11 protein-coding genes are annotated in these 14213 nt (G+C 37.3%); 9 read left to right on the top strand and 2 right to left on the bottom strand.

The genetic code is table 11. The features are described from left to right. The first annotated feature begins 31 nt into the window (after window positions 1-31). The 9 genes from MWU65_RS00215 to ruvB all read left to right on the top strand — a co-directional run bounded on the left by MWU65_RS00215 (window position 32) and on the right by ruvB (window position 12332). Window positions 32-3133, top strand: coding sequence for a TAT-variant-translocated molybdopterin oxidoreductase (locus tag MWU65_RS00215; RefSeq protein ID WP_247074610.1), 3102 nt, complete (start codon window positions 32-34; stop codon window positions 3131-3133). 31 nt (window positions 3134-3164) lie between these two features. Beyond that, entirely contained in the window at window positions 3165-4901 is a 1737-nt protein-coding gene (gene nrfD / locus MWU65_RS00210) for an NrfD/PsrC family molybdoenzyme membrane anchor subunit (RefSeq protein WP_247074609.1), read from the top strand. Window positions 4902-4903: 2 nt separating this feature from the next. Beyond that, complete coding sequence (locus MWU65_RS00205) at window positions 4904-5425, top strand: DUF3341 domain-containing protein (RefSeq protein ID WP_247074608.1); 522 nt, start codon at window positions 4904-4906, stop codon at window positions 5423-5425. A gap of 10 nt (window positions 5426-5435) precedes the next feature. Next, the gene (locus tag MWU65_RS00200) at window positions 5436-5996 is read left to right on the top strand and encodes a cytochrome c (RefSeq protein WP_247074607.1); all 561 of its coding nucleotides are present in this window, start codon (window positions 5436-5438) and stop codon (window positions 5994-5996) included. 16 nt (window positions 5997-6012) lie between these two features. Beyond that, window positions 6013-7329 (top strand): quinol:cytochrome C oxidoreductase, encoded by a 1317-nt coding sequence (locus MWU65_RS00195; RefSeq protein ID WP_247074606.1) that lies wholly within the window; start codon window positions 6013-6015, stop codon window positions 7327-7329. 31 nt (window positions 7330-7360) lie between these two features. After that, window positions 7361-8419, top strand: coding sequence for a cytochrome c oxidase subunit II (locus MWU65_RS00190; protein ID WP_247074605.1), 1059 nt, complete (start codon window positions 7361-7363; stop codon window positions 8417-8419). 45 nt (window positions 8420-8464) lie between these two features. Then, a complete protein-coding gene (locus MWU65_RS00185) occupies window positions 8465-10270 on the top strand; it encodes a cbb3-type cytochrome c oxidase subunit I (RefSeq protein WP_247074604.1) in 1806 nt (601 codons plus the stop codon). A 153-nt stretch (window positions 10271-10423) separates the two neighbouring features. Continuing rightward, on the top strand, window positions 10424-11245 hold the full coding sequence (locus MWU65_RS00180) for a DUF2807 domain-containing protein (protein WP_247074603.1): 822 nt from the start codon (window positions 10424-10426) through the stop codon (window positions 11243-11245). Between the two features lie 64 nt (window positions 11246-11309). Beyond that, entirely contained in the window at window positions 11310-12332 is a 1023-nt protein-coding gene (ruvB, locus tag MWU65_RS00175) for a Holliday junction branch migration DNA helicase RuvB (protein WP_247074602.1), read from the top strand. A gap of 1 nt (window position 12333) precedes the next feature. Here ruvB and thiH read toward each other — a convergent pair whose 3' ends face one another. Beyond that, a complete protein-coding gene (thiH, locus tag MWU65_RS00170) occupies window positions 12334-13443 on the bottom strand; it encodes a 2-iminoacetate synthase ThiH (RefSeq protein ID WP_247074601.1) in 1110 nt (369 codons plus the stop codon). After that, window positions 13436-14209 (bottom strand): thiazole synthase, encoded by a 774-nt coding sequence (locus tag MWU65_RS00165; RefSeq protein WP_247074600.1) that lies wholly within the window; start codon window positions 14207-14209, stop codon window positions 13436-13438. The genes thiH and MWU65_RS00165 overlap by 8 nt, the downstream gene beginning before the upstream one ends. Between the last annotated feature and the right edge of the window lie 4 nt (window positions 14210-14213).

Below are 14213 nucleotides of genomic sequence, written 5' to 3'. Positions count from 1 at the left end.
ATTGTAAAAGAAGATAATTCAGATATATCATATGGCATCAAACAAAAAATATTGGAAAAGCGAGGCGGAGTTAAATCCCAACGATTCCATTGTTGAGGCGCTAAAACAGAACGAATTTGTTCAGGACATTCCTGTTGAGGATTTCTTAGGGAATAAGGATAACTTAGCAGCTAGTTCTACAAATAGAAGAGATTTTTTAAAGTACGTAGGTTTTAGTACCGCTGCTGCAACTATGGCTGCCTGTGAAGGTCCTGTAGTAAAATCTATTCCTTATGTGGTTCAGCCAGAACGAATAATTCCTGGTGTTGCTAACTATTACGCGACAACAATAGCAGATGGTTTTGATTTTGCTAGTGTTTTGGTTAAAACACGTGAGGGGAGACCAATTAAGATTGAAAACAATGTAGATGCAAAAGTAAACGGATCGGCTAACGCACGAGTGCAAGCCTCTGTTTTGTCTTTGTATGATAGTAAAAGGCTGCAAGGGCCAGTTGCAAACGGAGAGCCAATTGAGTGGTCTACTCTAGATGCAGCTGTCAAGGCAAAGTTGTCTGCTCTTAAAAATACAGGAAAGCAAATTGCGTTATTAACGCAAACCTATGCTAGTCCGTCTACCACACGATTAATTTCAGAATTTAAAGAGACTTTTGGCAATGTAAATCACGTTACTTACGATGCGATTTCGGCAGACGCGGCTTTAAACGCTTTTGAGGCAAGGTATAAGGAAAGAGCTTTAGCTGATTATGATTTTAGCAAAGCGAGTTTAATTGTGTCTTTCGGTGCAGATTTCTTGTCTGATTGGCAAGGTGGTGGTTATGATAGTGGATATTCTAAAGGGCGTGTTCCTAAAAAAGGGAAAATGTCTAGACATATTCAGTTTGAATCCAATATGTCTTTAACTGGTGCCAATGCAGATAAAAGAATTCCGTTAACTCCGTCACAACAAAAAGTTGCTTTAGCTAGGTTGTATGGAAAATTAAATGGAACATCGGTAGGTGGTGAATTGTCAGAAAATGTTTCAAAAGCGGTAGATGCTGCTGCTAGTGAAATTAGAAAGGCTGGAAAAGGAGCGGTTGTTGTAACAGGTCTTGATGATGAAAATGCGCAGGCTGTTGTTTTGGCAATCAACGAAATTTTAGGAAGTTCTGCTTTTGATGCTAAGGCGCCAAAGTATGTAAGACAAGGAAATGCAAAGGCGGTTGCTGGTTTAATTGCAGATATGAAAGCTGGTAAGGTAGGGGCTGTTCTTATGGATGGTGTGAACCCTGCGTATACGTTGCCCAATGCAGCTGAATTTGTAGATGCATTAGCTAAGATAGATGTAACTGTTGCCTTTGCTCAAAGCAAAACGGAAACTGTTATGGCTTCTAAATTTGCTGCTGCTGCTCCAAACTATTTAGAGTCTTGGGGAGATGTAGAGATAAAAAAGGGGCATTATGGTTTAATGCAGCCAACAATACAAGAAATTTTTGATACACGTCAGTTTCAATCTTCACTATTGGTGTGGATGGGAGCTGATAAAACGTATTACGATTATATCCGTGAAACATGGAGTGCTGGTATTTTAGGAAGTTCTTCTTGGAATAAGGCATTGCATGACGGTGTTTTTGCTGCAGGGGTTACACCTGTTGCGGCTGAGGCAATTGAAAGTGAAGTAGAAGAGCAAGAGTTAATTCCAATTGCATCTGCTATTCGTAGTTTGGCTGGCGCCAAAACGGAAGGTTTAGAGCTGACTTTGTACTCTAAAGTGGGTATGGGTGATGGGCAACAAGCTGGTAATCCGTGGTTGCAAGAGTTTCCAGATCCAATTACTAGGGTGTCTTGGGATAACTATGTAACTGTGTCTAAAACGGATGCAGAACAATTAGATCTAATTAACGACCATGTAGCAAACGGAGGTTTGGATGGTAGTAAGGTTAATCTAAAAGTAGGTGATGCCGTATTAAATGGTATTCCTGTGATAATTCAACCAGGACAAGCGGTAGGAACTATTGGTTTGGCGTTGGGTTATGGAAGAAAAGAAGGAATGAAGGCCGAAATGCAAACAGGTGTTAATGCCTATGCGTTGTATCAGGATTGTATTTCTTCACAATCAGTTTCTATTGAGAAGGCAAGCGGAATGCATGAGTTTGCATGTGTTCAATTGCACAAGACCTTAATGGGTAGAGGTGATATTATTAAAGAAACAACCTTAGAAGTATTTAATACAAAAGATCATTCGGAATGGAATATTATTCCTCAGGTATCTTTAGATCATGAAAGTGTAGATGCGGTTTCAGTAAGTCTTTGGGATGATTTTGATCGTTCAATAGGACATCACTTTAATCTATCTATAGATTTAAATGCCTGTACGGGTTGTGGGGCTTGTGTTATTGCATGTCACGCAGAAAATAATGTGCCTGTAGTTGGTAAAGACGAGGTACGTAAGTCTAGAGATATGCACTGGTTGCGTATTGATAGGTATTATTCTTCGGAAGAAACTTTTGCTGAGGATAATACAAAGAAAGATGAATTTGATGGTTTAACGGGAGATAAAGGTTCTTTGGCGGGGTTCGGAGAATTAGAAGATCCTTCTGCAAATCCGCAAGTGGCTTTTCAGCCAGTAATGTGTCAACACTGTAATCACGCTCCTTGTGAAACTGTTTGTCCTGTTGCTGCAACTTCTCATAGTAGACAAGGTCAGAATCATATGGCGTATAACAGATGTGTGGGTACTAGATATTGTGCAAACAACTGTCCGTATAAAGTGCGTCGTTTTAACTGGTTCTTGTACAATAATAATGATGAGTTTGACTATAACATGAACAATGATTTGGGTAAAATGGTAATTAACCCAGATGTAAATGTTCGTTCTCGTGGGGTCATGGAAAAATGTTCTATGTGTATTCAAATGACACAGAAGTCTATTTTAGATGCAAAGAGAGATGGTCGTACGGTTAAGGATAGTGAATTTCAAACGGCTTGTTCTTCGGCTTGTAGTAGTGGAGCAATGGTATTTGGAGATATTAATGATAAAGAAAGTGAAGTTGCTGAGTTAAAAGAAAGCAATCGTATGTATCACTTGTTAGAGCACGTGGGAACAAAACCAAACGTATTCTATCATGTAAAAGTGAGAAATACACAAGAAGCATAAAATTAAAAGGAACGTAACTATAACATAAATTATGGCGTCGCATTACGAAGCACCTATACGAAAACCCCTAGTAATTGGAGATAAAGGATACCACGATGTAACTGTGGATATCGCTGCTCCGGTAGAAGGAAGAGCAAATAAACATTGGTGGATAGTTTTTTCCATCGCGTTAGTAGCTTTCCTTTGGGGAGTTGGTTGTATAATATACACGGTATCAACAGGTATTGGAACGTGGGGATTAAATAAAACTGTAGGCTGGGCCTGGGATATTACCAACTTTGTTTGGTGGGTAGGTATCGGGCATGCAGGAACATTAATTTCTGCTGTATTATTACTATTCAGGCAAAAATGGAGAATGGCAATTAACCGTTCTGCAGAAGCGATGACCATTTTCTCGGTTGTACAAGCAGGTTTGTTTCCAATCATACATATGGGTCGTCCTTGGTTGGCGTATTGGGTATTGCCAATTCCGAATCAGTTTGGTTCGTTATGGGTAAACTTTAACTCGCCATTGCTTTGGGATGTATTTGCAATATCTACCTATCTTTCTGTATCATTGGTTTTCTGGTGGACAGGTCTTTTGCCAGATTTTGCAATGATTCGCGATAGGGCTGTTAAACCATTTCAAAAGAAAATTTACAGTCTATTGAGTTTTGGATGGACCGGAAGAGCAAAAGATTGGCAACGATTTGAGGAAGTTTCACTTGTTTTGGCAGGTTTAGCAACACCACTTGTACTTTCTGTACACACCATTGTATCTTTTGATTTCGCCACCTCTGTAATTCCAGGTTGGCATACAACCATATTCCCTCCATACTTTGTGGCAGGTGCAATATTTTCTGGATTTGCAATGGTAAATACTTTGCTTATTATTATGAGAAAAGTATGTAGTCTTGAAGCATATATTACAATACAGCATATAGAATTAATGAACATTGTAATTATGGTTACTGGTTCTATCGTGGGCTGTGCCTATATTACAGAGCTGTTTATGGCTTGGTATTCAGGTGTAGAATATGAACAGTATGCTTTCTTAAACAGGGCAACAGGACCTTATGCTTGGGCATATTGGGCAATGATGTCGTGTAATGTGTTCTCTCCACAATTAATGTGGTCTAAGAGATTGCGTACCAGTATTATGTTCTCTTTTGCGATATCTATAGTAGTAAATATAGGAATGTGGTTTGAGCGTTTCGTTATTATTGTAACCTCATTACACAGAGATTATTTGCCATCTTCATGGACAATGTTCTCTCCAACTTTTGTGGATATCGGTATCTTTATTGGTACTATAGGGTTCTTCTTTGTATTGTTTTTATTGTACGCTAGAACATTCCCAGTAATTGCACAAGCAGAAGTGAAGTCTATATTGAAGGCTTCAGGTAGTAAATACAAAAAGTTAAGAGATGCTGGTAAGCCTTTATATGAGATGCCTGCAAAGACAATCTATACCAATACAACTTCTCCGCAACCACTAGCAAAAGAAGTGGTAGCAGCTAAGGAAGATGATAAGGTATCTAATTTACTTGGTTCTTTAGGGACATTCGATATCAATACGGATACCCCAGATGATTTAAAACAGGTAAAAGGTATTGGTCCGCAAATGGAGCAAACTTTAAATCAAATAGGAATCTATAGTTTTGCTCAAGTGAGTAAAATGACTCATAAGGAGTATGATTTATTGGATTCAATTACAGAATCATTCCCAGGAAGAGCACAAAGAGATGATTGGGCAGGACAGGCTAAGAAACTAAATAATAAGAAATAATTATGGCGTCTAAAGTTATTCACGCATTTTACAATGATGATGATATATTGATGCTTGCAGTCAAAAAAGTAAAGGCAGCTAAGCATCATATCGAAGAGGTGTATTGTCCTTTTCCAGTTCATGGACTAGACAAAGCAATGGGGCTTGCTCCAACAAGAATAGCCATAACGTCGTTTATGTATGGTTGTGTAGGTTTAATAGTTTCTATCGTAATGATGAATTATATTATGATAGAAGATTGGCCACAAGATATAGGAGGAAAGCCAAGTTTTAGTTATTTGGAAAATATGCCGGCTTTTGTACCTATTATGTTTGAACTTACGGTATTTTTTGCAGCCCACTTAATGGTAATTACTTTTTATATGAGAAGTAGATTATGGCCGTTTAAAGAGGCAGAAAATCCGGACGTTAGAACAACTGATGATCTATTTTTAATGGAAATAGAGATTCATGATAACGAAGAAGAATTAAAATCGTTGTTAGCCGATACGGGAGCAGTAGAAATTAACATTTCAGAAAAGTAGTCATAGTATTATGAATAGTTATAAAAATATAGGAATTGTAGTAGGGTTGTTTCTTGTTATGGCATCATGTGCAGATAAGAATAGTCCTAACTATCAATATATGCCTGATATGTACGAGGCTGTAGGTTATGAAACCTACCAAAAAGTAGATTTTTTACCAAACGGAATGGAAGCGGGTTTACCTGTGGAAAACACAATTTCTAGAGGTTGGATGCCGTATGAATTTGCAAATGATCTTGAGGGTAGAGATTTAGCGAGGTTACAAGCTAGTCCGTTAGATTCACTAAAACAAGGTGAGAATTTGGTAAAGGGAAAAGAATTGTTTTCTGTTTATTGTGCCGTATGTCATGGAACCAAAGGAGATGGACAAGGTAACTTGGTGAAAAGAGAAAAAATATTAGGGGTGCCAAGCTATGCTGATGCAGGTAGAATTATTACAGCTGGTGGTACATACTATACTATCTATTACGGTTTAAATTCTATGGGCTCTTATGCAAATCAATTAAACCATGAGGAGCGCTGGCAAGTATCAGAATACGTAATGCAATTGAAACAAGACTTAACAAAATAATACATAGATTAAGAATATGTACACTTTTTCAAACAGACTAAAAATTGCTTCCATCATATTAATGGCTGTAGGGTTAATAGGAATAACTTATGGCTTTATTACTATGCCTGGAACAGTCCAAGAAGCAAAGAATATTGTGGCTAGTAATAGTGGAGACCATCACGGAGATGAGGAAGCAGGAGTAGAAGCTCACGCTAGTGACTCTCATGCTGAAGCCGGACACGATAGCAAGCATGACGAGCATCTATTACACAAATTACAAAATAAGCCTTGGTCAGCATTGTATGTTGCAGCCTTGTTCTTTTTTCTAATCGCATTGGGGGTATTGGCATTTTATGCTATACAAAGGGCGGCACAAGCTGGTTGGTCCCCCTTATTATTTAGAGTAATGGAAGGTATTACGGCCTATTTGTTGCCTGGAGGAATTATCGTTTTTGCAATTCTTCTTGCTTCGGTAGCACACATGAACCACCTTTTTGTTTGGATGGATTCAGAAGTTGTGGCAAATGATAAATTATTACAAGGAAAGGCTGGTTATTTAAATGGAACCTTTTTCCTAATAAGAGCAGCTATTTTTATTGGAGGTTGGGTTTTTTACAGAACAATTTCTCGTAAACTTTCTTTGGCACAAGATGAGGCCGATGATAATACAAACTTTGTGAAAAACTTTAGATGGTCTGCTGGCTTCTTAGTTTTCTATCTTGTATCTGAATCTATTATGTCATGGGATTGGATAATGAGTGTAGATCCACACTGGTTTAGTACCTTATTTGGTTGGTACGTTTTTGCAAGTATGATTGTCTCTGGTATTACGGTGATCGCTATGGTTACAATTTACTTGAAGTCAAAAGGATATTTGGAAGATGTAAACGATAGTCATATTCATGATTTGGGTAAATTTATGTTTGGTTTTAGTATTTTTTGGACTTACCTGTGGTTTGCACAATTTATGTTAATATGGTACGCCAACATTCCAGAAGAAGTTACTTATTTTGTTACCCGAATTCAAGACTATAATTTACCGTTCTTTGGAATGGTAGCATTGAACTTTGTTTTTCCGTTGTTATTGTTAATGAATAGTGATTTTAAGAGGATGAATTGGTTCATTATTATGACCGGTATTGTGATATTGACAGGACATTATTTTGATTTCTATACAATGATTATGCCTGCTACCGTGGGAGATCAATGGTCTGTTGGAGTTTCGGAAATTAGCTCCGTACTTTTCTTCTTAGGATTGTTCATATTTGTTGTCTTTAGAGCGTTAACCACGGCTCCATTGCAACCAAAGAGAAATCCTTTTATTGGAGAGAGTAAGCATTTTCATTATTAATAAATAAGTTTTAAAAGCATAAAATCATACAATGACTACATTTTTAACCATAACTGTTTTAGTCTTAATAGCCATTGCAATTTGGCAAATGACAAAAATATTTGAATTGTCACAGCTTAGTGCAACTAAGAATGAAGTAGCAACAGATAAGGATAACAAATATAACGGTTATCTAATGTTTGCTTTTTTAATCTTTATTTACGGAATTACAATATTTAGTTTCTATGAATATACAAAGATGTTGCTTCCAGAAGCAGGATCGGCACATGGAGCTGATTATGATAATTTAATGTTAGTATCCTTTATTATTATCTTTTTTGTACAGACTATTACTCAGTTTTTATTGCATTATTTTGCCTTTAAATACCGAGGAGAAAAAGGAAAAAAGGCCTTGTTTTATGCGGAAAACCATAAATTAGAATTTATTTGGACTATTATTCCAGTAATTGTTTTAGCAGGTTTAATTCTTTGGGGATTATATTCTTGGACAAACATAATGGATATCAATGAAGATGATGATCCGTTAATTGTTGAGTTGTATGCACAACAGTTTAATTGGACAGCTAGGTATGGTGGTGAAGACAACGTTTTAGGGGAAGCTAGCGTAAGAATGATTGATATTGATAAGGCTAATATATTGGGCTTAGACGAATCGGACCCAAATGCGGCAGATGATGTTATTGTTAAAGAATTACACTTGCCGGTGGGTAGAAAGGTTAATTTTAAAATGCGTTCACAAGACGTATTGCATTCTGCTTATATGCCTCATTTTAGAGCACAAATGAACTGTGTGCCAGGTATGGTTACACAATTTTCATTTACTCCTATAAGAACAACCGCAGAAATGCGCCTTGATCCTGATGTTATAGACAAAGTAAAACGTGCAAATAAAATACGAGCAGAAAGAGCAGCAGAAGGGATTCCGAATAACGATCCTTGGGAGTATGACTACATTTTACTTTGTAATAAGATATGTGGAAAATCCCATTACAATATGCAGATGAAAATTATTGTTGAAACTCAGGAAGAGTATGACAAGTGGATGGCATCTCAAAAAACATTCAGTGGTGCAGCAGTTGCAGGAGAATAATTGATTTACGAAACGAAGTTAACTAATAAAACAGAATATCTGATTATGTCAGGAATACAAGAACACGGAGACGATCACGGACATCATCACAAAGAGACCTTTGTAACTAAATATATTTTTAGTCAGGATCATAAGATGATTGCAAAGCAGTATTTAATTACTGGTTTGATAATGGGTTTCATTGGGATAGCAATGTCTTTAATGTTCAGAATGCAACTAGCATGGCCTGGGCAGTCTTTTGCAATATTTGAGACCTTATTAGGCAAATGGGCACCAGGAGGTGTAATGGATGCAGATGTTTATTTGGCATTGGTAACCATTCACGGAACCATTATGGTTTTCTTTGTGCTTACAGCGGGCTTAAGTGGTACTTTTAGTAACTTACTTATTCCCTTGCAAATTGGAGCCAGAGATATGGCTTCCGGTTTTTTAAATATGATTTCCTATTGGTTGTTCTTTTTGTCGGCAGTTATAATGCTCTGCTCTTTGTTTGTTGAGGCAGGACCTGCTTCAGCGGGTTGGACCGTTTATCCGCCATTAAGTGCACTACCTATGGCGCAATCTGGTTCAGGTATGGGGATGACACTTTGGTTAACATCTATGGCAATTTTTATTGCTTCGTCCTTGTTAGGATCACTTAATTATATTGTAACCGTTATCAATTTAAGAACAAAAGGAATGTCTATGACTAGACTTCCATTAACGATTTGGGCTTTTCTTGTAACAGCAATTATTGGTGTAGTTTCCTTTCCGGTATTATTCTCAGCAGCATTGCTATTAATTATGGATAGAAGCTTTGGAACATCTTTCTTTTTATCCGATATTTTTATTCAAGGAGAAGTGTTGCATTATCAAGGAGGATCACCCGTTTTATATGAACATTTATTTTGGTTCCTAGGACATCCAGAAGTATATATTGTTATTTTACCTGCAATGGGTATTGTGTCAGAAATTATGGCGAACAATGCGCGTAAACCAATATTTGGGTATAGAGCCATGATTATGTCAATCATAGCCATTGCGTTCTTATCTACGATTGTATGGGGTCACCATATGTTTATTTCAGGTATGAATCCATTCCTTGGATCTGTATTTACATTTACAACCTTACTAATTGCGATTCCATCAGCCGTAAAAGCTTTTAACTGGATTACTACCATTTGGAAAGGTAACTTGCAGATGAATCCAGCGATGTTATTTTCAATCGGATTTGTATCTACGTTTATATCTGGTGGATTAACAGGAATCGTTTTGGGAGATAGTACCTTAGATATTAACGTACATGATACGTACTTTGTAGTAGCTCACTTTCATTTGGTAATGGGTATATCTGCACTTTATGGTTTACTAGCTGGTGTGTACCACTGGTTCCCAAAAATGTTTGGTAAAATGATGAACAAGAACTTAGGGTATGTTCATTTCTGGATCACCGCAGTTTGTGCGTATGGGGTATTCTTCCCAATGCACTTTGTAGGTATGGCTGGTGTACCAAGACGTTATTATGAAAACACAGCTTTCCCAATGTTTGATGAACTTACGGATGTAAATATTCTAATAACTGTGTTTGCTTTGGTTGCTGGACTTGCACAATTGGTGTTTGTAGGTAATTTTATCTATAGTATTTTCTATGGTAAGAAGGCAGAGCAAAATCCTTGGAAAGCAAATACATTGGAATGGACTACGCCTGTAGAGCACATACATGGAAATTGGCCAGGTGAAATTCCTCATGTATACAGATGGTCTTATGACTATAGTAAAACAAAAGAAAATGGTGAATATGTTTTACCAGGACAAGATTATGTTCCGCAAAATGTTCCTTTACAAGATGGTGAAGAAGCGCTAGAACACTAATCAAATACAAGCTTACTTTAAATACCCCTTTTAAAATATATATTTTAAAAGGGGTATTTTTTTGGCATCATTTTAGTCAAACTACATTTGTTAATCTTTATTTTAGTATATTGATTGTACAGAAAACACAAGAACCATTAATAAACTAAGAAAGTGAAAAATATTATTTTAGGAATTTTACTGTTGAGTGTAACAGTAAGTTTTAGCCAAAAGAAACCGAAAATAAAGGGCAGTAAGGTGGTTATAGAAGTCAATGAGGTATTGCAGTCATTTACTGCAATAAAATTATTAGATGATCTTAAAATAGAGGTTATGAGGTCTCGTGAATCTGGATATTACATCCATGGTGATGATAATCTTATGGATGTGTTAAAGTTTGATGTAAAGGATAGTACCTTGTATATAAGTTCATTTTATAAAATTACTTCAAAAAAGAAACTTGATATTGTTATTCATTATGAGGAATTAAATACCATTATGTTGGATGCGGGCAGCATAGATGTTAAAGACGCTATAAATACGGATTATTTAGAAGTACAATTGCAAGGCAATTCAAAATTAGTGCTGAATGCTCAGGCAACGGAGGTCGGTATCGTTATGGCAGGTAGTAGTGATGCCGAAATGACTGTTGATTGCGATGTAGTACGCGTTAAACTAGATGAAAAAAGTGGACTTAAATTATATGCCACGGTAGATGCTGCACAGTTGAATATGAATGGCAATACTGCGGTTAAAATTGAAGGTGCTGTTTCAAATTTCGATTTTGATATTTTTGGGAATGCACAGTTAAAAGCAGAAGGGTTTCAGGCCGCTATTGTCAACGCAAATTTAAAGGAATCTGCAGATGCTAAAATATTTGTGGGAGACAGTTTAAACGTATCAGCCAAAGGAGCTTCAAAAACCTATTTGTATGGTACTCCTAAAATTACCGTTATCGATTTTTTAGATACTGCCCAATTACTTAAAAAGGAATAGAATTTTTTTAGATTGATGTATTTCTACTTAGAATACTTTCAATTTCTAGTATCTTTGTTAGACTATGAATGAAAACCTAGACCCCACATCGGATAATTTTACTCCAGAAGATGTTGATATAGAAAGAGCGTTAAGACCCTTAAGTTTTGATGATTTTGCAGGGCAAGAACAAGTTTTAGACAATCTTAAGGTATTTGTTGAAGCGGCAAACCAACGAGGGGAAGCGTTAGATCACACCTTATTTCATGGCCCCCCTGGCTTGGGTAAAACTACCTTGGCTCATATTTTAGCGAATGAGTTGGGCGTTGGTATAAAAGTAACATCGGGTCCTGTTTTGGATAAGCCAGGAGATTTAGCCGGACTTTTAACCAATCTTGATGAAAGAGATGTCTTGTTTATTGATGAAATTCATAGACTAAGTCCAATTGTAGAAGAGTATTTGTATTCTGCAATGGAAGACTATAAAATAGATATTATGATAGAGACAGGACCAAATGCCCGCTCTGTTCAAATAAACCTAAATCCTTTTACCCTTATAGGGGCTACTACTAGATCTGGGTTGTTAACGGCTCCTATGCGGGCACGTTTTGGTATTCAGAGTAGGTTGCAATACTATTCAACAGAGTTGTTGTCTACCATTGCAGAGCGTAGTGCTGCCATTTTAAATGTGCCTATTGCACAAAATGCGGCAATTGAAATAGCGGGAAGAAGCCGGGGAACACCAAGAATATGTAATGCGTTGTTAAGGCGGGTACGAGATTTTGCCCAAATTAAAGGGAATGGAACCATAGATATGGAAATTTCTAAGTACGGACTAAATGCTTTGCATGTAGATGCCCATGGTTTAGATGAAATGGACAATAAAATTTTAACGACACTTATAGATAAATTTAAAGGAGGGCCAGTAGGTATTACTACGCTGGCTACTGCCGTTTCAGAAAGTGCAGAAACCATTGAGGAAGTATATGAGCCTTTTTTAATACAACAGGGCTTCATTATGCGTACGCCTCGTGGACGGGAAGTAACCGAGCTTGCTTACAAACATTTAGGAAGAGTAAAAGGGAGTGTTCAAGGGGGGTTATTTTAGGCTACCACCTATTCTCCCAATCTTTCCATACTACTTCAAAACCTTTGCTTTTTAGCATTTGTGTCACAGCTTCGGTACTGCGTTCGTCAGAAATTTCGAACTGCTCTAATGATTGTGGTTCTACCACATAGCCTCCGGGGTTGGTTTTAGACGCTGCGCTTATAGAGGTAATGCCAAGGTTGATAATATTGTTTCTAAATTTTTCGCTTTCTCGGGTAGACATCGATAGCTCAATATCTTCATCTAACAAACGATAGGCACAAATTACCTGAGCCAAATCTGCATCTTCCATAACTACTTTTGGTTCCAAACCTCCACTGTGTGGTCGTAGTCTAGGAAAAGAAATGGAGTATTTGGTTTGCCAATATGTTTTTTGCAAATACTGTAGGTGCATCGCAGTAAAAAAACTGTCTGCTCGCCAGTCTTCAAGGCCAAATAAGGCGCCTATCCCAATTTTATGCACGCCTGCCTTACCCAATCGGTCTGGGGTTTCTAAACGGTAGTCAAAATTAGATTTTTTACCTTTAGGGTGGTGTTTTTTGTATTCTTCCCTATGGTATGTCTCTTGATATACCAATACAGCATACAAACCATTTTTAGCTAACAACTCATATTCATCTTGGTCTAGCGGCTGTACTTCAATGGTGATATTAGCAAACTCTTTTTTAAGGAGTTTAATGGCATTATTAATATAGGTAACTCCAACTGTTTTATTGGCTTCACCAGTAACAAGTAGAATGTGATTGTATCCTTTGTTTTTTAAAAAAGTAGCCTCTTTTAAAATTTCTGAATCCGTTAAGGTACGTCTTGGTATTTTATTGGTTAAACTAAACCCGCAATAGGTACAAATGTTTTGGCATTCGTTGCTTAAATACATGGGCGCATACATCTGCATGGTGTTGCCAAAACGCTTTTTGGTAAGTGCACTGCTCAACTGTGCCATTTGCTCTAGATACGGCTTGGCAGCAGGGGAAATTAAGGCTTTAAAATCTTCTAGAGTTCTATTGTTATTATGCAAGGCGGCTTCTACATCTACAGTTGTTTTGTTGTAAATGTCAGCAACGATAGTATCCCAATTGTAACTGTTTAATAGCGGGGTAAAATTACTCATTTAAAAAAGAGGTTAAGGGTGAACTTGCTTCGGCTGTGTTTCTAATTGCTGCTAATTTTGCAGTATATGCTAAGCGACCGGCTTCTACAGCTAGTCTAAAAGCTTTTGCCATAGCAATTGGGTTCTGAGATACTGCAATTGCGGTGTTTACTAAAACTGCATCCGCACCTAATTCCATAGCATATGCAGCGTGAGATGGAGCACCGATTCCGGCATCTACAATTACGGGAACAGTACTTTGTGCAATAATTATTTCTAAAAAGTCTATTGTTTTTAATCCCTTGTTGCTTCCAATTGGTGCGCCTAAAGGCATTACACATTGAACACCAACATCTTCTAAACGCTTGCATAAAACGGGATCTGCATGTATATATGGCATAACTACAAAACCTTGCTTTACCAACGCTTCCGCTGCTTTTAATGTTTCTATGGGGTCTGGTAATAAATAGCGAGGATCTGGATGAATCTCTAATTTAACCCAGTTTGTTTCTAAGGCTTCGCGCGATAGTTGAGCCGCAAATACAGCTTCCTTGGCTGTGCGTACCCCAGAAGTATTTGGTAGTAAATGAATGCTAGAATGGCTTAAATGCGATAATATATCATCATTTTCATTAGCGACATCTACTCGTTTTAGGGCTACGGTTACCAATTCACTTTCTGATGCTAGTATGGCGTCTTTCATTACTGTTGAAGAGCTAAATTTTCCAGTTCCAGTAAACAAACGAGATGTAAACTTTTTGTCTCCTATTATTAAACTATCCTTCATCGTT

Source organism: Cellulophaga sp. F20128, assembly GCF_023015805.1.
In the GTDB taxonomy this organism is placed as follows: domain Bacteria; phylum Bacteroidota; class Bacteroidia; order Flavobacteriales; family Flavobacteriaceae; genus Cellulophaga.
Note: the sequence above shows the minus strand (reverse complement) of the source record. Positions and strands in the feature narration are given on the sequence as shown.

Excerpts from the sequence above, each read along its gene's own strand:
- MWU65_RS00215 (WP_247074610.1), top strand. The coding sequence starts at position 32 with ATGGCATCAAACAAAAAATATTGGAAAAGCGAGGCGGAGTTAAATCCC.
- nrfD (WP_247074609.1), top strand. The coding sequence starts at position 3,165 with ATGGCGTCGCATTACGAAGCACCTATACGAAAACCCCTAGTAATTGGA.
- MWU65_RS00205 (WP_247074608.1), top strand. The coding sequence starts at position 4,904 with ATGGCGTCTAAAGTTATTCACGCATTTTACAATGATGATGATATATTG.
- MWU65_RS00200 (WP_247074607.1), top strand. The coding sequence starts at position 5,436 with ATGAATAGTTATAAAAATATAGGAATTGTAGTAGGGTTGTTTCTTGTT.
- MWU65_RS00195 (WP_247074606.1), top strand. The coding sequence starts at position 6,013 with ATGTACACTTTTTCAAACAGACTAAAAATTGCTTCCATCATATTAATG.
- MWU65_RS00190 (WP_247074605.1), top strand. The coding sequence starts at position 7,361 with ATGACTACATTTTTAACCATAACTGTTTTAGTCTTAATAGCCATTGCA.
- MWU65_RS00185 (WP_247074604.1), top strand. The coding sequence starts at position 8,465 with ATGTCAGGAATACAAGAACACGGAGACGATCACGGACATCATCACAAA.
- ruvB (WP_247074602.1), top strand. The coding sequence starts at position 11,310 with ATGAATGAAAACCTAGACCCCACATCGGATAATTTTACTCCAGAAGAT.
- thiH (WP_247074601.1), bottom strand. The coding sequence starts at position 13,443 with ATGAGTAATTTTACCCCGCTATTAAACAGTTACAATTGGGATACTATC.
- MWU65_RS00165 (WP_247074600.1), bottom strand. The coding sequence starts at position 14,209 with ATGAAGGATAGTTTAATAATAGGAGACAAAAAGTTTACATCTCGTTTG.